The following is a 21,262-nucleotide window of genomic DNA, read 5'->3' as shown; positions in this document are numbered from 1 at the left end:
GCACCGCTCACGACGGCACCGCTCACGACAGCACCGCTCACGACAGGGGCGTCCGCGGAGCACCCGCGGCCCAGCCGCCCCACCAGGCGCCGAGCGTCAGCCCGTCGGGCAGCGGCGTCCCGCCGAGCCGCTCGGTGGCCACGGTCACCTCGTCGGGATCGGCGCCGTGGCGGCGGGCGCGGCGCACCAGCCGCAGCGAGGTCGCGGTGGCGAGGTCGCCCAGCCGCAGCCGGGCCGGGTCGCCGGTCGCGCCGAGCAGCAGGTCGCGCCACTCCTGCGGGGCGAGCAGCCGCGGCCGGTGGAGCTCGACCAGCCGCCGGGCCGGGGACGCGAGCGCGGCCTCGAGCGCGGTGCGACCCGCCAGGCGCAGCAGCCGGGGCTCGCCCGCCAGCAGCGCGGCCTGGTCGTCGTCGACCGCGACGTGCAGCTGCGGGTCGGCGTGCAGCGCGGCGTCGACCACGAGCAGCAGCTCGCGGGGGTCGAGGTCGGGCGAGGGGGCCAGCAGCCGGTCGACCGGGAGCGGGCGTCCGCGCAGCCCGAGCAGACCGTGCGGCGCGAGTCCCGGCACGCCCACCCGGGCGGCCAGCTCGGCGCTCTCGACGGCCGCGGACCCGCGTGGCACGGCCCCGGCGTCGGGTCCGTCGTGCCAGGCGACCGCGTCGGGGGCGTGGGCCACGAGGCCACCCGCGAGCCAGCTGCGGTGGGCCAGCTCCCAGTCCTCGCCACCGTACGCCGTGAAGCTGCGGTCGAAGCCGCCGACCTCGTCGTACCACCACCGCGAGCAGGCGAGCACCGCGCTGATGACGAACCGCGAGGACAGGTCGTCGGCGTCGAGCAGGTCGCGGGAGGCGGCGTACGCGTCGCGCAGCCAGCCGGGCTCGGGCAGCTCGTGGGCGGGGCCGGCCTCCTCGACGTCGGCGTCGACCGGCACGCCCGTGAGGTCGGCGTGGCGGCGGCGACCCACGACGAGGACGTCGGGCTGCAGCCGGGGCAGGCAGGTCAGCGCCTCGACGAGGCCGGGCTCGGGCGTGGTGTCGGCGTCGAGGAAGACCAGCACGTCTCCCGTGGCGGCGGCCGCCCCGAGGTCGCGCGCGGCCGCGGCGCGGAAGCCCTGGTCGTCCTGCCGCACCAGGCGGGTCCCGCGCGGCACGCGGGGCGGCTCGCGCGACCCGTCGTCGGCCACCACGACCTCGTCGGGTGGCAGCGTCTGGCGGGTCAGGGCGTGCAGCGTGCGGGCCAGCTCGTCGGGCTGCTCGAAGTGGGTCACCACCACGCTCGTGGTGCGCACGGGCGGCTCCCGGTCGGCCAGCACGTCCCAGCCGTTGCCGGGGAGGTGGAGGCCCCAGGGTGGCCTCACGCGACGCGTTCGCGGTCGGGGGCCAGCACGCGCTCCCAGAACTCGCGGTAGGCGCGTGCCGCGTCGCCCAGGTCGTGGCCGACGCCGACGCCGGGGGCCAGCCAGGTGCTGGCGGGGTCCTCCAGCGCCTCGACGACCGCCCCGGCCAGGGAGCCGATCCCGGTCAGGCGCAGGGTGCCGGGACGCAGCCGCGCCATCTCCTCGAAGTAGGGCCCGCGCCGCACCAGCGGCCGGCGTCCGGCCGCCAGCCAGGAGTTGACCGACCCGGAGGCCGACACGTTGCGGTGGCCGGCGAACGGCACGTCGACCGAGCGCAGGGCGGCGTGGAGGTCGTCGTCCTCCAGCCACCCCGTCACCTCCAGGCGCACGCCGATCCGCCGGGCCCGCTCGACCAGGGCGGTCGCGTCCTGCTCGTGGCCGGGGGCGGGCCGGCCGAGCACCAGCACGTCGACGGTGTGGCCCCGGCGCTGCGCCGCCGCGGCGGCGCCGAGCGCGGGCAGGTGGCCCTTGCCGGGGTAGAACCAGCCGGCCAGCGCCAGCGTGCGGCGTCCGTCCGGCCGGGGGGAGTGCACGCGCGGTCGGGGCGCGGGTCCGTTCGGCCGCACGCAGGGCAGCGGGACCACCTCGACGTCGGGACCGCCGTCGGGACCGCCGTCGGGCCCACCGTCGGGGCCACCGTCGGGGCCACCGGCGAGCACGGCGTCGAGGAGGCGGCGCTCGTGGTGGGAGGACACCACGACCCCGGTGGCGGCGCGCGCCATCGCGGCGTACGCCTGGCGCCGGCGGGGGTGCAGGGTGCGGCCGTCGTGGGGCTGCGGCAGGTCGTGGAGGGTGAGCGTGGTGGGCCGCTGCCCGCACAGCGCGACGACCCGCTGGGCGGCCTGCTCGGGCGAGGCGCCCCACATCCGGTCGGTGACGTGGAGGTGGGCGCTGCTCGCGTCCCGCGGCACCTGCTGCTCGTCGTCGACGACCGTCGCCCCGAGCTCGGCGGCCAGCTGGCGCGCGTAGACGGCGACGCCGTGGCCGGTGGGTCCGGGCACCACGTGCACCGGGGCGTCGGGCCGGTGCCGGGGCGCGTGCCGAGCGGTGGTCCGGGTCGCGGTCCGGGTCGCGGTCGGGGTCGAGCTCGTGGGCACCACACCTCCAGGGCTGCGGATCGGGTCGGAGCGGGGTCCGACGGGGCGTCCCACCCTCGTACCCCCCCCGGGGGGCCCCCATCCGCCCCGAGGGGTGTGCTGGTCGTCTCCGACCGCGACGCGAGAGGATCACGGGGTGAGCCACGCACCTTCCGACCCCCGCGACGGCAGCCCGGCCGCCGCGTCCCACGACGGGTCCCACGACGGGTCGCACGACGGGCCGCCCGTGACCGCCGCCGACGTCGACGCCGCCGCGGCCGTGCTGGCCGGCACGGTGCCGGTGACCCCGCTGGAGGACGGCGTGCGGCTCTCGCGGGTGCACGGCTGCCGGGTGGTGCTCAAGCGCGAGGACCTGCAGCCGGTGCGCTCCTACAAGTCGCGGGGCGGCTACCACTTCCTCGCACGGCTGACCCCCGAGGAGCGCGAGCGCGGGGTGGTGTGCGCGAGCGCCGGCAACCACGCCCAGGGCGTGGCCTTCGCCTGCGCGGCGCTCGGCGTCTCCGCGCGGATCTACCTGCCGCGCACCACGCCGCGGCAGAAGCGGGTCCGGGTCGCCGAGCTGGGCGGCGAGCACGTGACCGTCGTGGTCGAGGGCGACAGCTTCGACGACGCCGCCCTCGCGGCGGCCCGGCACGCGGAGGCGACCCACCGGGTGCTGGTGCCGCCGTTCGACCACCCGGCCACCGTCGCGGGCCAGGGCACCGTGGTCCGCGAGGCCGTGGCCCAGCTCGGCGCCCTGCCCGACGTGGTCGTGGTGCCGGTCGGGGGCGGCGGCCTGCTGGCCGGCACGGTCGCCTGGCTCGGCGGGCAGCCGGGCGGGTCGGCGGTGCGCGTGGTCGGCGTCGAGCCCGCGGGCGCCGCCTCCCTCACGGCCGCCCTGGCCGCCGGTCACCCGGTCGAGCTGCCCGAGGTCGACCCGTTCGTCGACGGCGCCGCGGTCAAGCGGGTCGGCGAGGTGACCTTCGCGCTGGTGGCCGCCTCCGGCGCCGAGGTCGTCGCCGTGCCCGAGGGCCAGGTCTGCACCGAGATGCTCGACCTCTACCAGTCCGACGGGATCATCGCCGAGCCCGCCGGCGCCCTGGCCACGGCCTCGCTCTCGCTGCTGGCCCCCGCCCCCGGCGCGACCGTGCTGTGCGTGCTGTCGGGCGGCAACAACGACGTCAGCCGCTACGCCGAGATCGTCGAGCGGTCGCTGGTGCACACCGGCCTCAAGCACTACTTCCTCGTCGACTTCCCCCAGGAGCCCGGCGCGCTGCGGGCCTTCCTCGACGACGTGCTCGGCCCCGACGACGACATCACGCTGTTCGAGTACGTCAAGCGCAACAACCGCGAGACCGGCCCGGCCCTGGTCGGCGTCGAGCTCTCCGACGCCGCCGACCTCGAGCCGCTGCTGGAGCGGATGACCGCCTCCCCGTCGCGGATCGAGCGGCTGCCCGCCGACTCGCCCCTGACTCGCTACCTGACCTGAGGCGGCGCTCCCCGACCGGGCCCGGCGCATGATGGACGCATGGGCCTGCGCGCGGACCTCCGGACCACCCGGCAGCTCACCCTGCTCCGGGCGGGGACGCTCGGCCTGGCGCTCGCGGGCGACCCCGTGGCGCGGCTGTTCCAGGCCCCGTGGAAGGCCGACCCCTACGCGACGTACGCCCGGCTGCGCTGCGACCGCGGCCTGACCTGGAGCCGCTCGGGCCTGTGGGTCGCCAGCACGTACGCCGACGCGCACGACGTCCTGCGCGACCGCGGGTTCGGCGTCCGGCTGTCGTCGGGGGCACAGCCGTTCGACGTGACCGGCGGCCCGGTCCACGAGGGCACCGAGCCCAACGTCCTGGAGCTGTCGCTGCTGGGGCTGGACCCGCCCGACCACGGGCGGCTGCGCCGGCTGGCGACGCCGGCGTTCTCGGCGCGGCGGATCGAGGCGCTGCGCCCGACGGTCGAGGCGACGGCCGACCGGCTGCTCGACCGCCTCGACGTGCGTCGCGGCACCGACCTGGTGGCGGGGTTCGCGAGCCCGCTGCCGGTCGCGGTGATCAGCGACCTGCTGGCCATTCCCGCGGCCGACGCGCAGCAGTTCGCCGCCTGGGGCCACACCCTCGGCGCGGCCCTCGACGGCGTCACGTCGGTGCCCCACCAGCGCCGGATGCTGCGGGCCCAGACCGACCTGCGGGTGCTCTTCGAGCGGCTGGTCGACGAGCGCCGCCGCGACCCGGGCGACGACCTGCTCAGCCGCCTGGCCAGCGCCGCCGAGAGCGAGGTGCGCCCGGGCGAGCACGTCACCGTCGACGAGGTCGTCTCGCTCGCGCAGCTGCTGCTCCTGGCCGGCTTCGAGACCACCACCAACCTCATCGGCAACGCCGTCCGCGCGCTGCACCAGCACCCCGAGCAGCAGGAGCTGGTGCGCGAGGACCCCGGGCTGGCGGCCCGCGTGGTGACCGAGACGCTGCGCCACGACCCGCCCGTCCAGCTGACCGCCCGGGTGGCGCACGAGCCGCGCACGGTCGGTGGGCAGCAGGTGCGCCGCGACCAGGTCGTGCTGGTGCTGCTCGGCTCGACCGGGCGCGACGAGGCCGAGCACGAGGACGCCGACGACTTCGACCTGACCCGTCCCGAGGGCCGCGACACCCTGGCCTTCTCGGGCGGTGCGCACTACTGCGTCGGGGCGCCGCTGGCGCGGCTCGAGGGCGAGGTGGCGCTGCGGAGGCTGTTCGAGCGCTGGCCGCACCTCGCGCCGGCCGGGCGGGCCGTCGAGCGCGGCACGACCGTGATCCGCGGCTGGCGGCGGCTGCCGGTCCGCGCGGCCTGAGCGGCCCGTCCCCGGGTGCTGTCCACCGCTGGCCCGCGAGATGCGAGGGGACCCTCTGATCGCCTAGGTTTGAGCCTCACCCCGCGGGTGCCGTCGACGACGCCGGCCCTTCATCGGTCCGTCGCACGAACCACTGTGAGGTCCCATGTCCGAGCACCTGCCCCACTCCGCCGAGGCGCCGCTGCGCCGCGACATCCGCCTGGTCACCTCGATGCTGGGCGACACCCTGACCCGGACCCACGGCCAGGAGCTGCTCGACCTGGTCGAGAGCGTCCGGCTGGCGGCCAAGGACGACTCGCTCGACCTGCCCGAGCTCGACCTGGCGACCGCGGCGACGCTGGCGCGGGCGTTCACGGCGTACTTCCACCTGGCCAACGTCACCGAGCAGGAGCACCGCGGCCGCTCCCTCGGCGAGCAGCGCGCCGACCACGGCGGGCCGCTGGCCGGGGCGCTGCGGCGCGCCCGCGAGGCCGGCACCGAGGCGAAGGACGTCGCCGAGACGGTCGCCCAGGTGTCGGTGCGGTCGGTGTTCACCGCCCACCCGACCGAGGTGGCGCGCCGCACGACGCTCGACAAGCTGCGCTCCGTGGCGGCGCTGCTGGAGGAGCCCGACACCGCCCGCCGCCGACGCCGGCTCGAGGTCGCCGTCGACCTGCTGTGGCAGACCGACGAGCTGCGCGTCGAGCGGCCCGAGGTCATCGACGAGGCCCGCAACGGCATCTACTACCTCGAGGGCCTCACCTCGGCGGCGGTCCAGGACGTCCTGGAGGAGCTCGAGGAGCAGCTCACCGAGTGGGACGTCGAGCTGCCGCTCGAGACCAGCCCGCTGCGCTTTGGCACCTGGATGGGCGGCGACCGCGACGGCAACCCCAACGTCACGCCCGACATCACCCGCGAGGTGCTGCGCCTGCAGGCCTCCCACGGGCTGACCGTGATCCGCCGCAAGATCAACGACCTGCGCCGCACGCTGTCGGTCAGCGTCCGGCTCTCGACCGTCTCGGAGGCGCTGCAGGCGCGCACCGACGAGATGCTCGACGCGCTGCCCGAGGTCGAGCCGCGCTACCGCCGGCTCAACGTCGAGGAGCCCTACCGGCTGTTCCTCACCTGCGTCGACCTGCGCCTGCAGCTGACGGCGCGCCGCATCGAGGCCTCCGGCCCGCACCGTCCCGGCCGCGACTACCGCGACGACACCGAGCTGATGGCCGACCTGCTCGTGCTCCACGAGTCGGTCCACACCCACCAGGGCGAGCTGCTCGCCGGCGGTGACCTCGAGCGCCTGGTCCGCACCGTCGCCGCCTCGGGCTTCACCCTGGCCACGCTCGACGTGCGCGAGCACGCCGAGAAGCACCACCACGCGCTGGGCCAGCTCCTCGACCGCCTCGGCGTCCTGGACAAGCCGTACGCCGACCTCACGCAGCCCGAGCGCACCGAGGTCCTGTCCCGCGAGCTGGCCGTGCACCGGCCGCTGTCGCAGCAGCCACCGCCGATCGACGAGGACGGGCGCCGCACCGCCGAGGTCTTCGCGGTCGTGCGCGAGTCGCTCGACCAGCTCGGCGACCGCTCGATCGAGAGCTACATCATCTCGATGACCCGCGACGTCGACGACGTCCTCGCCGCCGTGCTGCTCGCCCGCGAGGCCGGCCTGGTCGACCTGGCCAGCGGCACCGCCCGGATCGGGTTCGTGCCGCTGCTCGAGACCGTCGAGGAGCTCGAGCGCGCGGAGCCCATCCTCGAGGGCCTGCTCTCCGAGCCGTCCTACCGCGCCCTGCTCGCCGCGCGCGGCGACGTGCAGGAGGTGATGCTCGGCTACTCCGACTCCAACAAGTCCGGCGGCATCGCCACCTCGCAGTGGCAGATCCAGCGGGCGCAGCGGGTCGCCCGCGACGTCGCCCGGCGCCACGGCGTGCGGCTGCGCTTCTTCCACGGCCGCGGCGGTTCGGTCGGGCGCGGCGGCGGCCCGACGTACGACGCGATCATGGCGCTGCCCTTCGGCACCGTCGACGGCGAGGTCAAGCTGACCGAGCAGGGCGAGGTGATCAGCGACAAGTACGCCCTGCCCGTGCTGGCCCGCGAGAACCTCGAGCTGCTCGTCGCGGCCACGCTGGAGGCCTCGCTGCTGCACCGCACCGACCGTCGTACGCCGGAGCAGGCGGAGCGCTGGGACGGGCTCATGGACGAGGTGTCGAGCCGCGCCCACCGCCGCTACTGCGACCTCGTCGAGCGCGACGACCTGGCGGAGTACTTCCTGTCCTGCACCCCCGTCGACCTGCTCGGCTCGATGCACATCGGCTCGCGGCCCTCCAAGCGCCCGCAGCAGGACGCCGGCCTCGACGGCCTGCGCGCGATCCCGTGGGTGTTCGGCTGGACCCAGTCGCGCCAGATCGTGCCCGGCTGGTTCGGCGTCGGCACCGGCCTGGCGGCGGTCGAGGCCAGCGGCGACGACCTGCGGGAGATGTACGCCCACTGGCCGTTCTTCCGCACCTTCCTCGACAACGTCGCGATGACGCTGTTCAAGGCCGACCTCGACATCGCCGAGCGCTACGTCACCACCCTCGCCCCCGAGGCGACCCGGGGCATCTTCGAGGTGATCCGCGCGGAGTACGACCTCACCGTCGCGCAGGTCCTCGCCGTCACCGGCGACGAGCGGCTGCTCGAGCGGGAGCCGGTGCTGCGCACCACGCTGGAGGTCCGCGAGAACTACCTCGAGCCGCTCCACCTGCTCCAGGTGCAGCTGCTCGCCCGGATGCGCGCCGGCGAGGAGAGCCCCGACCTCGAGCGGGCGCTGCTGCTGACCATCAACGGGATCGCCGCGGGGATGCGCAACACCGGATGACCGCGTGAGCGCCGCCCGTCCCGCGTCCGCCCCCGGCACCTCCGGGGGCGGACTGCGGCGTACGGCGGTCCCGTGGGTGTTCGTCGGCGTCCTCGTCCTGGTCTCGCTCAACCTGCGGGCGCCGTTCGTCGCCGTGGCGCCGATCTCGACCGAGCTGCGCTCCGACCTCGGGGTCGGTGGCGCGGCGGTCGGGGTGCTGACCAGCCTGCCGGTGCTCTGCTTCGGCCTGCTCGCCCCGGTCGCGCTCGCCGTCATCCGGCGGGCGGGGATCGAGCGCGCGGTCTCGCTGTGCCTGCTGGTCGTGGTGGTGGGGTCGGTGGTCCGCAGCCTGGGCGGCTACCCGCTCGCCGTGGCCGGCACCCTGCTCGTCGGGCTGGCCATCACGGTGGGCAACGTCGTGGTGCCGGTGGTGATCCGCCGCGAGACCCCGATGGCCCGGGTCGGGGTGGTGACCGGCGTCTACGTCACGGCCATGAACGTCGGCTCGATGGTCGTCACCCTGGCCACCGCGCCGATCTCGCAGGCCTTCGGCTGGCGGGTCGCGCTCGCCGTCTGGGCGCTGCCCGCGCTCGTCGGGCTCGGCGCCTGGGGGTGGTGGCAGCGGCGGGCCGCGCGGCAGGCCGACGCCCGGGTCGCGGACGAAGCGGAGCAGCCGCCGGCTGCGGCCGCCGCCGAGCCGCCCGGTGACGTGCGCATCGTGTGGCGCACCCCGATCGCGTGGCTGCTCGGGCTGGCGTTCGCGGGCCAGGCCAGCTCCTACTACGCGCTGACCGCCTGGCTGCCGAGCCTGCTCGCCGACGAGATCGGACTCGGGGCCACCGGGGCGGGCACGGCGTCGTCGGTCTTCCAGGTCAGCGCGATCGTCGGTGCGTTCGGCGTCCCCCTGCTCGCGACGCGGTTCTCGCCCGCCGTCACGATCGCGATCGTCGGCGCGCTGTGGATGACCTTCCCGCTCCAGCTGCTGGTGTCGCCCGAGCTCTACGTCGTCGGCAGCGTCCTCGGCGGGATCGCCCAGGGCGGTGGCTTCGCGGCGATCTTCACCATCGTCGTGCAGGTCTCGCGCACCGACCGCGAGAGCGCGCAGCTGTCGGCCTTCGTCCAGGGCGTGGGGTACGTCGTCGCCGCCACCGGCCCCGCCGTCCTCGGCCTGGCCCACGACGTCACCGACGCCTGGACCGTCCCGGTGCTGGTCGTCCTCGGCACCACCGCGACCTTCGCCGTCCTCGGCACGCTCGCCGGCGCGGCCCAGTCGCGCCACCACGGCGCCCCGGCCTGAGGGCCCGGCCCGGCTTCGCGGCCGCACCGGCGTACGGCTCGGGATCGCCGCGCCCGGTGAGACCACTCCCGGCTGGGTACTGGAGGAGCGGACGCCACCTCAGGTGCGCAGCCCAGGCCTGAGGTCGTGTCGGCGACACCGCCTCGTCGGTCAAGCAGTGAGCCGATGGGCGGTGTCGAGGTGGCACCCTGCGGCGACGTCACGGTCCCGCGGGGTGTCACCGTCCCGGGTCGCCGATGGCCGGGTCGCCGATGGCCGCGTCGCCACGCAGACGCGCGGACACAAGTTCGCCGTACGCCGGGACGAACCCCCGCCAACCGGACGTGTCCGACCACGTGTGTCCGCGCGTCTCCGCGCCGCGCAGCGTGCTGGCCGGGCCGTCAGCCCTCGAGCGGCGGGTCGGTGGCGGGGCCGGACTCGGGGCCCATGAGCACGAGCGGGGCCTCCATGAGCGGGGCGACGTCCTCGTCGAACATCATCGGCTCGGGCACGCCCGCCGTGATCTTGGTGCCGTCGGCGCGGGTGCCGCCGACCTGCGGCTTGTCGCCGAGCAGGCCGTCGATGCGCGGGCCCTGGTCGGGCAGCGCCACCTTGAGGGGCTGGGCGGCCGTGGCGGTGTGGAGCTCGCCGCGGACCCGGACGCGCACCTCCTCCTCGCCGGCCTCGAGGACCGTGATGGCCAGCGCGTCCTGGGTCAGCTCGACCAGCAGCCGCGAGCCGCGCCAGGCGAGGCGGAAGGCCAGCCGGTCCCACTCGGCGGGCAGCCGGGGGTCGAAGCCGAGGCGGCCGTTGCGGTCGCTCATGCCGGCGAATCCGAAGGCCAGGCCGCTCCAGACGCCACCGGCGGAGGCGATGTGGAGGCCGTCGACGGTGTTCTCGTGGAGGTCGGCGAGGTCGACGTAGACTGCCTGGCGGAAGTAGTCCATCGCGACCTCGTGGTAGCCCACCTCGGCCGCCATGATCGACTGCACGACCGCCGAGAGGGTGGAGTCGCCGGTGGTGATCGGGTCGTAGTACTCGAAGTTGGCGCGCTTCTGCTCGTCGGTGAAGCGGTCGCCGTGCAGGAACATCGCGAGCACCACGTCGGCCTGCTTGAGCACCTGGAACCGGTAGATCACCAGCGGGTGGTAGTGCAGCATCAGCGGCCGGTTCTCCTGCGGCGTGCGGGAGAGGTCCCAGACCTCGCGGTCGAGGAAGAAGTCGTCCTGGGGGTGGATGCCGAGGCCCTCGTCGAAGGGGATCGTCATGCCCTCGGCGCACCTCTTCCAGGTCGCCACCTCGTCCTTGGTCAGGCCCAGCCGGTGCACCAGCTTCTGGTGGTCGACGGGGTGCAGCTCCTCGATGCGCTCGACCACCAGCGCGGCCTTCTCGAGGTTGTAGCGCGCCATCACGTTGGTGAACAGGTTGTTGTTCACCACGGTGGTGTACTCGTCCGGCCCGGTGACGCCGTGGATGTGGAAGCTGGGCTTGCCGTTGGTGCGCCAGAACCCGAGCTCGGACCACATCCGGGCGGTCTCGACCAGCAGGTCGACGCCGTCGCGGACCAGGAAGCCGACGTCGTTGGTGGCGCCGACGTACTGCATCAGGGCGTAGGCGATGTCGGCGTCGATGTGCATCTGCGCGGAGCCGGCGGCGTAGTACGCCGAGGCCTCCTCGCCGTTGATCGTGCGCCACGGGAAGAGCGCGCCGCTCTGGGCCATCTCGCGGGCGCGGGTGCGGGCCGCGGGCAGCATCCGGTTGCGGAAGTGCAGCAGGTTGCGGGCGATGTGCGGCTGGGTGAAGGACAGGAAGGGGACGACGTAGATCTCGGTGTCCCAGAAGTAGTGGCCCTCGTAGCCCGAGCCGGTCACGCCCTTGGCCGGCACGCCCTGGCGGTCGGCGCGGGCGCTGGCCTGCGCGAGCGTGAAGAGGTTGAACCGCACCGCCTGCTGGAGGGCGTCGTCGCCGCCGAGCTCGACGTCGCTGGCGGCCCAGAAGCGGTCGTACCAGTCGCGCTGCTCGCCGAGGTAGTGCCCGGCGCCGTGGCGCTGCGCGCGGTCCAGGGTCCGGTCGCAGCGGTCGGAGAGCTCGCGCACGGGCACGCCGCGCGAGGTGTGGTACGTCGCGGTCTTCTGCAGCCGGATCGGGTGGCCCTCGACCGCCTCGACGCGGAAGACCGTCTTGCCGAGGTCCTCGCCGCCGCGCACCAGCACCTCGTGCTCGTCCTCGGTCTCGAGGTGGTGGTCGCACGCGACCGCGATCGTCATCTTCGACTGCGCGCACTGGTAGCCCAGCAGCATCCGGTCCTCGGTGGCGTAGTGCAGGCGCGGCAGCAGCACTCGGTCCTCGAAGGCGGCGGCCTTGCGGGGGTCGGTGCCCTCGCCCATCGCCTCGTACGGCGTGTGGTACTCGTCCTGCCCGTCCTGGCGGTTGAGCACCTGCGAGGAGATCACGATCGGGGCGTCGCCGGTCAGCATCGTGACCTCGAGCGTCATCACCGCGAGGTGGCGCTGGGTCATCGAGACCATCCGGGTCGAGTCGACCTGGACGCGCTTGCCCGACGGGGTGCGCCAGATCAGGCTGCGGCGCAGGACGCCGTCGCGGAAGTCGAGCGAGCGCTCGTAGTGCTCGAGGTCGGCGGTGCCGAGGATGAGCGGCTCGTCGTCGACGTAGAGCTTCATCAGCTTCACGTCGGGCACGTTGACGATGGTCTGGCCGGTGCGTGCGAAGCCGAAGGCAGCCTCCGCGTGCCGGATCGGCCAGGTCTCGTGGAAGCCGTTGACGAAGGTGCCGTGGGCGACCGCGTCGCGGCCCTCCTCGGGGTTGCCGCGCATCCCGAGGTAGCCGTTGCCGACCGAGAACAGCGTCTCGGTGGTGCCGAGGTCGTCGTAGCGGTAGGTCGTCTCGACCAGGCGCCACGGGTCGGTGGGGAAGCGGCCCCGGTCGAGCGGGTGGGCGACCTTCTCGCGGCGCGTGCTCATCGGGCGTCCCCCTCGGTCGCGGCCGGCACGAGGTCGGCGAGGTCGGGGACGACGACGTCGGCGCCCGCGTCGGTGAGCACCTGGGCGCCGGCGCCGCGGTCGACCCCGATCACCAGCGCGAAGTGGCCCGCCGCGCCCGCCCGGACGCCGGACACGGCGTCCTCGAGCACGACGGCGTGCTCGGGCGTGGTGCCGAGCACCTCGGCGGCGTGGACGAACGTGTCGGGCGCGGGCTTGCCGGGCAGGCCCAGCTCGTCGGCGACCGCGCCGGACACGACGGTGGCGAAGCGGTCGGACAGGCCGGCGGCCTCGAGCACGGCCGGGGCGTTGGCCGAGGACGACACGACCGCCAGCGGCAGGCCGAGGTCGCGCAGGTGGTCGAGCAGGGCCACCGAGCCGGGGTAGGCCTCGACGCCGTCGCGCTCGAGCACGGCGTTGAAGGCGTCGTTCTTCCGGTTGCCCAGGCCCCGCACGCTCAGCGTGTCGGCCGAGTCCTCCGAGCTGCCCTCGGGCAGGTCGATGCCGCGCGAGGACAGGAAGTCGCGGACCCCGTCGTAGCGGGGCTTGCCGTCGACGTGGGCGAAGTAGTCGGCGTCGGTGTACTCCGCGCGGTCACCGCCGCCCTGGTCGCCGGAGGAGAGGAACTCGTTGAACATCTCGGACCAGGCCCGCATGTGGACCTCGGCCGTGGGGGTGACGACGCCGTCGAGGTCGAACAGCACGGCGGCGTGGTCGGTCCAGTCGACGTGACCGGTGGAGTGATCTGGCACCAGAGAAGCGTAGGGGCGACGGCGGGACCCGCGTGCATCGTGTGCACGAAGTCACCGCGGGGAGTAGACCAGCCCGACCCGGACCCGGGGTGCGCTCCGTCGTCGATCTCGGGACCTTCGACCCGGGCGCGAGTGGCGGACTTCCGCCACTGTGGGGCAAGGCCGCGGGCCGGGGGGAGTCCCGACCCGGACGGGACTGCCCGCGGCCCCCAGCTCCGTCGCGCGCCCGCCCCGTGGAGCCTCAGGGGCAGACGCTGGGGAAGCTCGACCCGTCGGGCAGGGCGGCCGGGTCGCAGAGCAGGGTGCTGGTGCGGGAGCGGGTGACCGGGGGCCCGGTGATGGCGTACCACCCGCCCATCTCCTGGGTGCCCCGCGACTCGAGGGTGACCGACAGGTCGCCGTCGCCGGGACCCGGGTCGGTCATGCCGGGCAGGATGTAGGACGACCGCACGAGGGTCACCGCCTGGGTCACGGGGGCGCCGGTGCAGGTGGCCTTGAGCACGCCGGGGTGGTCGTTGCGGTAGCCGTTGACGAAGCTGTTGAGGTCGTTGCTGCGGTGGTACCTGACCTGGAGGAAGAACTGGGCGCCGCGCGGAGCCGGGAGGTCCTGGCAGGTGTAGGTGACCCGCGCCGTCATGGTGTCGGGGCCGCTGTAGGACAGGGTCGCCGGCACGCGGCCGACGGACGGCGCGATGATCGTGGGCGGCGAGCAGCGGCCGTCGGCGTAGCTGCCGTTGCACGCGGCCCACGTGTCCGAGGTGGCGGTGACGGGAGCGCTGCGGCGGTTGGCGAAGCGCTGGCCGGGCGGCGGGTGGCCCTCGAGGCGGACGGTGACCGAGACCGGGTCGTGCGGCTCGCCGGGCCCTCCGAGGGTCACGGGGTCGGGCACGCCGGCGGGCACCCGGGCGGGGCGGTGCAGCGTGATCCGCTGCGTCGTGGGCGACCCGGTGCAGAGGGCAGCGATCGCGGTCGAGCGGTGGGTCGACGAGCCGGCGCGGTAGGTCGTGGCGCCGGGCTGGGTGAGCGTCGCGACGACGTACCACCGGGTGCCCCGGGGGCCACCGGTGTTGGTGCAGCTGTAGGCGGCGTACACCGCGATCGTGCTCGACGTGGTGTAGCGCGCCATGCCCGGGACGTCCTCGACCGAGGGAGGCGCCACCGCCGCCGCGGCCGGTGGCGGTGACGCCCACACCCCCGTCATCACCACGGCACCTGCGGCTACCAGCAGCTTGGCGAACGACGTCCCGATACGCGTCATGGTGACCCCCCTGGGGCACACCTTGAGCCCGCTGCACCGGGACGGCAAGGGGGTGGTCCCGGGCGGACTAGTCCATCTGCGGCACGTCCCTGCGCTGCTCGTGGCTAGGCTGGCCCGCGCCCGCCAGGAGAGGAGACCACCGCATGGACGCCGTCACGCCGCCGACCCCGCGGGGTCGCACGTCGACCAAGCGGGCGGCGATCGCCGACGCGCTCGCGGGGTTCGACGACTTCCGCAGCGCCCAGGACGTCCACGAGGCCATGCGACGCAACGACCAGCGGGTCGGGCTGGCGACCGTCTACCGCACGCTGCAGGCCATGAGCGACGCCGGCGAGCTCGACGCGATGCGCTCGGAGAGCGGCGAGGTGACCTACCGGCTGTGCAGCGAGACCCACCACCACCACCTGGTGTGCCGGGTGTGCGGCAAGGCGGTCGAGGTGCGCGGCCCGGCGGTCGAGCGGTGGGCCGAGGCGGTGGCCGCCGAGCACGGCTTCCGCGAGGTCAGCCACCTCGTCGAGGTCTTCGGGGTGTGCGGGGACCACTGACCCCGCGGGCGGGGCGGTCCTCGGCCAGGGCGGCGGCCAGCACCGAGACGGCCACCAGCGCCAGCGTCGGGGCGGCGACGACCCACGGCGCGCGCTCGGCGTACCCCACCCCCTCGGCGAGCACCAGTCCCCACTCGGGGGTGGGCTGACCGGGGCCGAGCCCGAGAAAGCCGAGCGCGGCGAGGGCCAGCGCGACACCGGGCAGCCGGGCGGCGGCGTGACGCGCGACCGGCGCCACCACCGCGGGCAGCAGGTGGCACCACAGCCGGCGCACCCGTCCGGTGCCCAGCACCTCGAGCACGGCCACGTGGGGCTGCGCCCGGGCCTCGACCAGCAACGCGCTGGTGTGGGAGGCCAGCGGCGCCCAGCTGACCGCGGTGACGGCGAGCGCGGCCCCGGCGACCGAGGGGCCCCAGATGCCCGCGACCACGAGGCCGGCGACCACCGGGGGCGCGGCGTTGGTGATCTCGACCGGCCCCGTGCCCAGGCGCGGCAGGGTGCCCAGCAGCAGGCCGAGCAGCAGGCAGGCGAGCACCACCAGCACCGAGGTGCCGACCGTGACCAGGGCGCCGTGCCCCAGCCGGGCCAGCAGGTCGCGGCCGCTGGCGTCAGCGCCGAGCCAGAGCCCGGGTCGAGGGGCCTCGAGCCGGTCGTGGGCGGAGCTGGAGGGGTCGCCGGCCAGCCCGACCAGCACCGCGAGCAGCAGCGCCCCGCCGACCACGAGCGGGAACGCGCGCCCCCGCGACCCGCCCGCGGCCGGCGGCGTCGGCAGTGACCCCGTCCGCAGCGCGGCGCCCAGCAGCAGCCGTCGCGCCAGGGCCGTGGCCGTGCCCACCAGCACGGCCACGGCGACGAGCAGCAGCAGGCCCGCCCGCAGCGTCGGCACGTCCTGGGCGCTGGCCGCGCCCAGCAGCGCCCGCCCGAGCCCGGGCACCGCGAAGACCTCCTCGACGGCCACCGCGCCACCGAGCAGCCCGACGACCACGAGCCCGACCTGCCCCAGGACCGGCGCCAGCGCGCGTCGCAGCACGGCGACCGCGACCCGCGCCGGGGGCAGTCCCGCGAGCCGCCAGGTCGAGACCCAGGTCTCGGACACGGCCCGGTCGACCGCGTCGGCGGCCAGCCGGCCGAGCAGCCCGCCGGCCGGCAGGCCCAGCGCGAGGGCGGGCAGCACCACGTCGCCGGGTCGCTGCCAGCCGTACGGCGCGAACCACCCCAGCCACACCGCCCCGACCAGCAGCAGCACCGCCGCCAGCACGAGCTCCGGCAGCGCTGTCAGGGCGACCGCCACCACGGGCGTGCGCCGGGTGCGACCGCGCAGCCCCGCGACCAGCGACGGCACCACCACCAGCACCGCCACGGCGAGCGCGACCACCAGCGCCGCCACCATCAGCACCGACGAGGCGACCAGGGCCTCGAGCAGGCCCGGCAGCACCGGGCGGCCGCTGGTCCACGAGTCGCCCAGGTCGCCGCGCGGCAGTCCGGCCAGCCAGTCGCCGAGCACGCCGAGCGGGCCGCGGTCCAGGCCCAGCTCGGTCTCGACGAGCGCCAGGGCGGCGGGAGTGGCCTCGAGCTCGGCGTACCTCGCCCGGAGCACGGTGTACGCCGCGCTGCGCCCCGACAACCAGGGCAGTGCCCCGACGAGGCCGAGGAAGGCCGCCCCCGCGAGCAGCCGCGACGCGGCGGCCACCGGGAGCGACCGGCGCGCGGGGGTGCCGCGGTGGCCCCGCCTCACCGCACGTCGGTGGCGGTGGCGACCAGCTGCCGCTCGCGCGGGTCGCGCAGCACGCCGCTGACCCGGGCCGACTCGCCCTGGACGACGCGCTCGTGCAGCATCGGCACCACCGCGTCGGTCGCCAGCACGGCCGCCTCCGCGGCGAGCGTGGCCCGCTGCCGCTGCTCGCCGACCGGCAGCGCCGCGGCCCGCTCCAGTGCCCGGTCGACGGCCGGGTCGCACAGCTGGCTGAGGTTGAACGACCCGCGGCAGGCGAAGTCGCTGTAGAGGTAGGCGACGGGGTCGCCCGAGTCGAGCACGGTGGCGCGGCTCAGCACGAAGGCGTCGAAGGCGCCGTCGAGGGCGTCGGCCTCGATGTACTGGTACTCCCGCACGTCCTGCTCGACCTCGAAGCCGACGGCCTCGAGCTCCTGCTCCAGGAGCACGGCCACCTCGGGCAGCTCGGCGCGGTCGGTGAAGGTGCCGAGGCTGATCTCGACGCCGTCGACGCGAGCGGCGGGACGGGCGCGCCCCGCCAGCGCGGCGGCGTACGACGGGGTGTCGCGGAGCGGGGCGGCCCAGGCGACGGCCGGCCCGAGCAGGCCCTGCGCCACGTCGGCGCGGCCCTCGTAGACCGAGGCCACGATCCGGGCGCGGTCGACGGCCTCGCGCGCGGCGGCGCGCACGGCCGGGTCGGCGAAGGGGCCGCGCTCGGTGTTGAGGTAGAGCGTGTTCGTGCGCGGCATCGGCACCTCGTGCACGAGGTCCTGGTCGAGCCGGGCCGCCTGGCCGACCGGCACCGCCTCGACGACGTCGGCCTCGCCGGTGCGCAGCGCCGCCGCGCGGGCGGTGCCGTCGGGCACGTAGGCGACGTCGATGCCGGCGAGGGCGGCGCGCTCGCCCCAGTAGCCGTCGAACCGCTCCAGCGTGGCCCCCGACGTCCCGTCGACCTCGGTCAGCTCGAAGGGGCCGGTGCCGGTGCCGACGGGGTCGACCGCCGGGCCGTCGTACGCCGCGGGGCTGAGGACGACGAGCTGCGGCGAGGACAGCCGCTGCGGCACCAGCGGGTCGGGATCGGCCGTGGTGACCTCCAGGGTGTCGCCGTCGAGCGCCCGGGCCCGGAGCGTGACGCCGTCGAGGATCCGCGGCGGCGGGCTGGCCTGCGCGGCAGCCGTCAGCGAGGCCGCCGCGTGGGTCGCCCGCAGCCTGGTGCCGTCGTGGAAGCGGACGCCGTCGCGCAGCTGCAGCCGCCAGGTCCGCGGGTCGACCTGCTCCCACGACGTGGCCAGGGCGGGCACGGCACCGCCGTCGGCGTCGAGCCCCACCAGGGTCTCGGCGGTGCTCCAGCGCGAGAGCTTGAACGCGTCGTCGGAGAGCGGGCTCAGCCCCGAGCGCGGCGGCTGCAGCATCGCCAGGCGCAGCCGGTCGGGGTCGGCGTCGCGGGCCCCGCCGGACGGCAGGCCGGCGGAGCAGCCGGCGCCGGCGAGGGCCGCGATCAGGCTGGCGATCAGGACGGCGGGGCGGTGCTTCACGAGGTCTCCTGGTGGGTGGGGGCGTGCGGGTGCACGTCCGGGGGGCGGGCGTCGACGAGGGCCCGCGTCGCGGGGTGCGTCGGTCGGGTCAGCAGCGGGCCGGTGGGGCCCTGCTCGACGACGCGGCCGCCGTCGAGCACGACCGTGCGCGCGCAGGTGCGCGCCACGGCGTCGAGGTCGTGGCACACCAGCAGCAGCCCGAGCGGGGCCACCGGGTCGCGGGACAGCGCGAGCAGCAGGTCGAGGACGTCGTCTCGGCGGTCGTGGTCGAGGCCGGTCACCGGCTCGTCGGCGAGCAGCACCCGGGCGCCGGTCACCAGCGCCCGGGCCAGCGCCACCCGCTGCGCCTGGCCGCCGGAGACCTCGTGGGGGCGGCGCGTGGCGATCGTGGCGTCGAGCCCCACCCGCGCGAGCGCCTCCCGGGCCCGCTGCTCGTGGTCGCCCGGCACGCGCAGGCGACGCTGCGGGTCGAGCAGCTGCCGGCCCAGGTGGCGCCGGGGGTCCAGGGACCCCGCCGGGTCCTGGGGCACCCACTGCACGGTGCGGCGCAGCTCGCGCGAGCGCCGCGGTCCCGGGCGCCGGCGGGGGAGCGGTCGCCCGTCGTACGCCACCTCGCCGCGCTGCGCCGGCAGCAGCCCGAGCGCCACCGACACGAGCGTCGACTTGCCGGCCCCGGAGCGTCCCACCAGGCCCACCGTCTCGCCGGGCGCGACCGCGAGGGAGACGTCGCGGACGCCGGCGGTGCCGGCCCGGTCGTGCAGGTGGGTGACGCCGTCCAGGCGCAGCCCCGCGCTCACCAGGCGTCCTCGCCGACGACGCGACCGGCCTCGAGGCGCACGGCGCGGGTGCACAGGTCGCGGGCGACCTGGACGTCGTGGGTGACGAGCAGCAGGGCGGTGCCGTGCTGCGCGCAGAGCCGGTCCAGGGTGTCGGCGGTGCGCCGTCGGGTGACGGTGTCGAGCGCGGTCGTGGGCTCGTCGGCGATCAGGAGGCGCGGCCGCGAGGCCAGCGCGAGCGCCAGGCACACCCGCTGCCGCTGCCCGCCGGACAGCTCGCCGGGGCAGCGCCGGCGCAGCCGCTCCGCGTCGTCGAGGTCGACCGCCCGCAGCAGCGCGACCGCCGACCGGCGGGCCTCGGCGCGCCCGCAGCGCCGTCGGCGGCGCACGACCAGCGCGAGCTGGGTGCCCACCGCGACGACCGGGTTCAACGCCACGGCCGAGGCCTGGTGCACCGCGGCCAGCCCGTCCCGCCCCGTGGGCCGAGCGACGTCGAGGGCCCGGTCGCCGAGCCGCAGCCGCGCCGTGGCGTCGTACGCCGCCCCGAGCCGGCCGAGCACCGCCCCCACCGTCAGCGACTTGCCGGCGCCCGAGGGGCCCACGAGCGCGACCCGCTCCCCGGCGTCCACGTGCAGCCCGACGCCGTCGACCAGCCGCCGCCCGCTGGCGGCGACCACGAGGTCGTCGAGGGTCAGGAGAGGTTGCACTGCACCGCCTTCATAATGAGAACGAGTCTCATTATGGGGGACGGTGGGGGGTTGCGCACCGGGGGGTCGTGGTGGCGGACGGCGGCGCTGATTACCCGGACGTCCGGGTCATCAGCTACTGGACGTCTGTTGCAACAGGCGTCAGGTGACCGAAAAGGACGTCCAGTGCCCTAGTCGGCCCGCCCCACCACCTCCGCCCGACCGTCGGCCCACACGACGACGCCGGCGCGACCGGGGCGGGCGCCGAGCCAGCGGGCGGCGTCGCCGCCGCGCGCGAAGGCCGAGGTGGCGTCGAGGTCGGCGGTCACGAGGTCGGCGGCCACGACGGTGACCGAGGCGACGTCGGCCGGGGTGGTGCCGGTGCGGGCGTCGACGAGGTGGGCGCCGCGGTGGGCCAGTCCGGAGGTGGCGACGGCGCCGTCGCGCGCCGGCACCACGGCCAGCACGCGGCTGGCGTCGTGGGGGTCCTCGACGCCGATGCGCCAGCCCTGCGAGCCGGGCAGCGCGGTGCGGCAGGCCAGGTCGCCGCCGGCGGCGAGGCAGACGTCGGTGGCGCGCAGGTCGTCGAAGGCGCGGAACGCCCGGTCGACGGCCCAGCCCTTGACGACGCCGGACGGGTCGAGCACGAGGGCGCCGTCCGGACCGGCCCGGCGTACGTCGAACGCGCCGTCGGACTCGACCCGCGCCCGCTCGCCCAGCGCGAGCACCTCGTGGACCTCGCGGGGGCAGTCGTCGAGGGCGAGCTCGGCGCGCTGCAGCCGGCTCACCACGGAGTCGGCGCGGTAGGTGCTGAAGACGCGGTCGGCCTCGCGGAGCACCGCCAGGGCGTGGTCCCACGCCGCGTCGGCCTGGGCGTCCGCGGCGTGCCGGCCGCGCAGGGCCAGGCTGATCGGCATCCCCATCACGTGCTCGACCCGGCGGTGGACCGGCATCGCGGGCAGGCCGGCGTCGACGCGGGCAGGCCGTGCCGCCCGGGTGGCCGAGGCGGGTCGGGAAGCGGGTCGGTGGGCGTCCCGCGTGGCGGCCCGGGTGGTGGTCGGCAGACCGGCGCGGATCACAGGCCGGCCTGGTCGAGGGCGCTCTGCAGCGACTGGACGTAGCCGTCGCTGGTCACGGTCGCCCCGCTGACCATGTCGATCTGCGCGCTCTGGGCGTCGATCGTCTCCTGGGTGAGGATCGGCAGCGCGTAGGCGTTGATCTCCTGGTCCTTGGGGTTGCCGCTCGGCTGCTGCAGCACGTCGACCTGGGTGACCTTGCCGTCGGCCACCGAGATCTGGACCTGGACCGGCCCCCACTGGGTCTGGGCGACCGACCCCGCGACGGTGGTGCTCCCGGAGCTCCCGGAGCTGCCCGCGCCGGTCGATCCCGCGTCGGTCGAGCCGGATCCGGTCGAGCCGGTCGAGCCGGTCGAGCCGGTCGAGCCGGAGGCGGTCGACCCGCTGGTGCTGCCGCTGGTCGTGCCGCTGCCCGCGGTCGGGCCGGACTCCGCCGAGCTGGCGGCGCCGGCGGCGAGCGGGCCGGCCGTCGAGGTGCTGTAGCCGAAGAGCAGGACGAGCACGGACAGGGTGCTGAGCACCCACAGGGAGATGCGTCTCATG

At 75.9% G+C, this 21,262-nt stretch carries 16 protein-coding genes; 5 read left to right on the top strand and 11 right to left on the bottom strand.

Annotated elements, in window-relative coordinates:
• Positions 1–37 precede the first annotated feature (37 nt).
• Positions 38–1,357 carry a glycosyltransferase gene (locus tag BLU55_RS19790; RefSeq protein ID WP_091730669.1) on the bottom strand — a complete coding sequence of 440 codons (1,320 nt, stop codon included), beginning with the start codon at positions 1,355–1,357 and terminating at the stop codon, positions 38–40.
• On the bottom strand, positions 1,354–2,493 hold the full coding sequence (locus tag BLU55_RS13645; protein WP_157682860.1) for a glycosyltransferase family protein: 1,140 nt from the start codon (positions 2,491–2,493) through the stop codon (positions 1,354–1,356). The genes BLU55_RS19790 and BLU55_RS13645 overlap by 4 nt, the downstream gene beginning before the upstream one ends.
• 136 nt (positions 2,494–2,629) lie before the next feature.
• Between BLU55_RS13645 and ilvA the strand changes: the two genes are divergently transcribed.
• The 4 genes from ilvA to BLU55_RS13625 all read left to right on the top strand — a co-directional run bounded on the left by ilvA (position 2,630) and on the right by BLU55_RS13625 (position 9,402).
• Complete coding sequence (gene ilvA / locus BLU55_RS13640; protein ID WP_331713527.1) at positions 2,630–3,961, top strand: threonine ammonia-lyase IlvA; 1,332 nt, start codon at positions 2,630–2,632, stop codon at positions 3,959–3,961.
• A 39-nt stretch (positions 3,962–4,000) separates the two neighbouring features.
• The gene (locus tag BLU55_RS13635) at positions 4,001–5,293 is read left to right on the top strand and encodes a cytochrome P450 (protein ID WP_091730665.1); all 1,293 of its coding nucleotides are present in this window, start codon (positions 4,001–4,003) and stop codon (positions 5,291–5,293) included.
• Positions 5,294–5,438: 145 nt separating this feature from the next.
• Entirely contained in the window at positions 5,439–8,126 is a 2,688-nt protein-coding gene (gene ppc / locus BLU55_RS13630) for a phosphoenolpyruvate carboxylase (RefSeq protein ID WP_091730662.1), read from the top strand.
• 4 nt (positions 8,127–8,130) lie between these two features.
• Positions 8,131–9,402, top strand: a complete 1,272-nt coding sequence (locus BLU55_RS13625; RefSeq protein WP_197680995.1) for an MFS transporter — start codon at positions 8,131–8,133, stop codon at positions 9,400–9,402.
• 380 nt (positions 9,403–9,782) lie between these two features.
• Here BLU55_RS13625 and BLU55_RS13620 read toward each other — a convergent pair whose 3' ends face one another.
• The 3 genes from BLU55_RS13620 to BLU55_RS13610 all read right to left on the bottom strand — a co-directional run bounded on the left by BLU55_RS13620 (position 9,783) and on the right by BLU55_RS13610 (position 14,390).
• Positions 9,783–12,362 (bottom strand): glycoside hydrolase family 65 protein, encoded by a 2,580-nt coding sequence (locus BLU55_RS13620; protein WP_091730659.1) that lies wholly within the window; start codon positions 12,360–12,362, stop codon positions 9,783–9,785.
• Positions 12,359–13,132 (bottom strand): HAD family hydrolase, encoded by a 774-nt coding sequence (locus BLU55_RS13615; protein ID WP_091730655.1) that lies wholly within the window; start codon positions 13,130–13,132, stop codon positions 12,359–12,361. The genes BLU55_RS13620 and BLU55_RS13615 overlap by 4 nt, the downstream gene beginning before the upstream one ends.
• A gap of 241 nt (positions 13,133–13,373) precedes the next feature.
• Positions 13,374–14,390: a hypothetical protein gene (locus BLU55_RS13610; RefSeq protein ID WP_157682859.1), complete on the bottom strand. Its 1,017-nt coding sequence runs from the start codon at positions 14,388–14,390 to the stop codon at positions 13,374–13,376.
• A 143-nt stretch (positions 14,391–14,533) separates the two neighbouring features.
• Between BLU55_RS13610 and BLU55_RS13605 the strand changes: the two genes are divergently transcribed.
• On the top strand, positions 14,534–14,935 hold the full coding sequence (locus BLU55_RS13605) for a Fur family transcriptional regulator (RefSeq protein ID WP_091730650.1): 402 nt from the start codon (positions 14,534–14,536) through the stop codon (positions 14,933–14,935).
• Here BLU55_RS13605 and BLU55_RS13600 read toward each other — a convergent pair.
• The 6 genes from BLU55_RS13600 to BLU55_RS13575 form a co-directional block, all read right to left on the bottom strand.
• Positions 14,892–16,670, bottom strand: coding sequence for an ABC transporter permease subunit (locus tag BLU55_RS13600; protein ID WP_197680994.1), 1,779 nt, complete (start codon positions 16,668–16,670; stop codon positions 14,892–14,894). The two genes, BLU55_RS13605 and BLU55_RS13600, sit on opposite strands and share 44 nt — an antisense overlap.
• Positions 16,667–18,181, bottom strand: coding sequence for an ABC transporter substrate-binding protein (locus BLU55_RS13595; protein ID WP_231916875.1), 1,515 nt, complete (start codon positions 18,179–18,181; stop codon positions 16,667–16,669). The genes BLU55_RS13600 and BLU55_RS13595 overlap by 4 nt, the downstream gene beginning before the upstream one ends.
• Positions 18,178–18,978 carry an ABC transporter ATP-binding protein gene (locus tag BLU55_RS13590; protein ID WP_231916874.1) on the bottom strand — a complete coding sequence of 267 codons (801 nt, stop codon included), beginning with the start codon at positions 18,976–18,978 and terminating at the stop codon, positions 18,178–18,180. The genes BLU55_RS13595 and BLU55_RS13590 overlap by 4 nt, the downstream gene beginning before the upstream one ends.
• Positions 18,975–19,664, bottom strand: a complete 690-nt coding sequence (locus tag BLU55_RS13585) for an ATP-binding cassette domain-containing protein (RefSeq protein WP_091730648.1) — start codon at positions 19,662–19,664, stop codon at positions 18,975–18,977. Before BLU55_RS13585 ends, BLU55_RS13590 begins: the two co-directional genes overlap by 4 nt.
• A gap of 170 nt (positions 19,665–19,834) precedes the next feature.
• The gene (locus BLU55_RS13580; RefSeq protein ID WP_197680993.1) at positions 19,835–20,596 is read right to left on the bottom strand and encodes an FAD:protein FMN transferase; all 762 of its coding nucleotides are present in this window, start codon (positions 20,594–20,596) and stop codon (positions 19,835–19,837) included.
• 122 nt (positions 20,597–20,718) lie between these two features.
• Entirely contained in the window at positions 20,719–21,261 is a 543-nt protein-coding gene (locus BLU55_RS13575) for an FMN-binding protein (RefSeq protein WP_091730645.1), read from the bottom strand.
• Position 21,262: the final 1 nt, after the last annotated feature.

Source organism: Nocardioides scoriae (assembly GCF_900104965.1).
GTDB classification, from domain to species: Bacteria; Actinomycetota; Actinomycetes; order Propionibacteriales; family Nocardioidaceae; genus Marmoricola; species Marmoricola scoriae.
The sequence above is the reverse complement of the archived record's forward strand: the minus strand, read 5'-3'. Positions and strand labels throughout refer to the sequence as shown.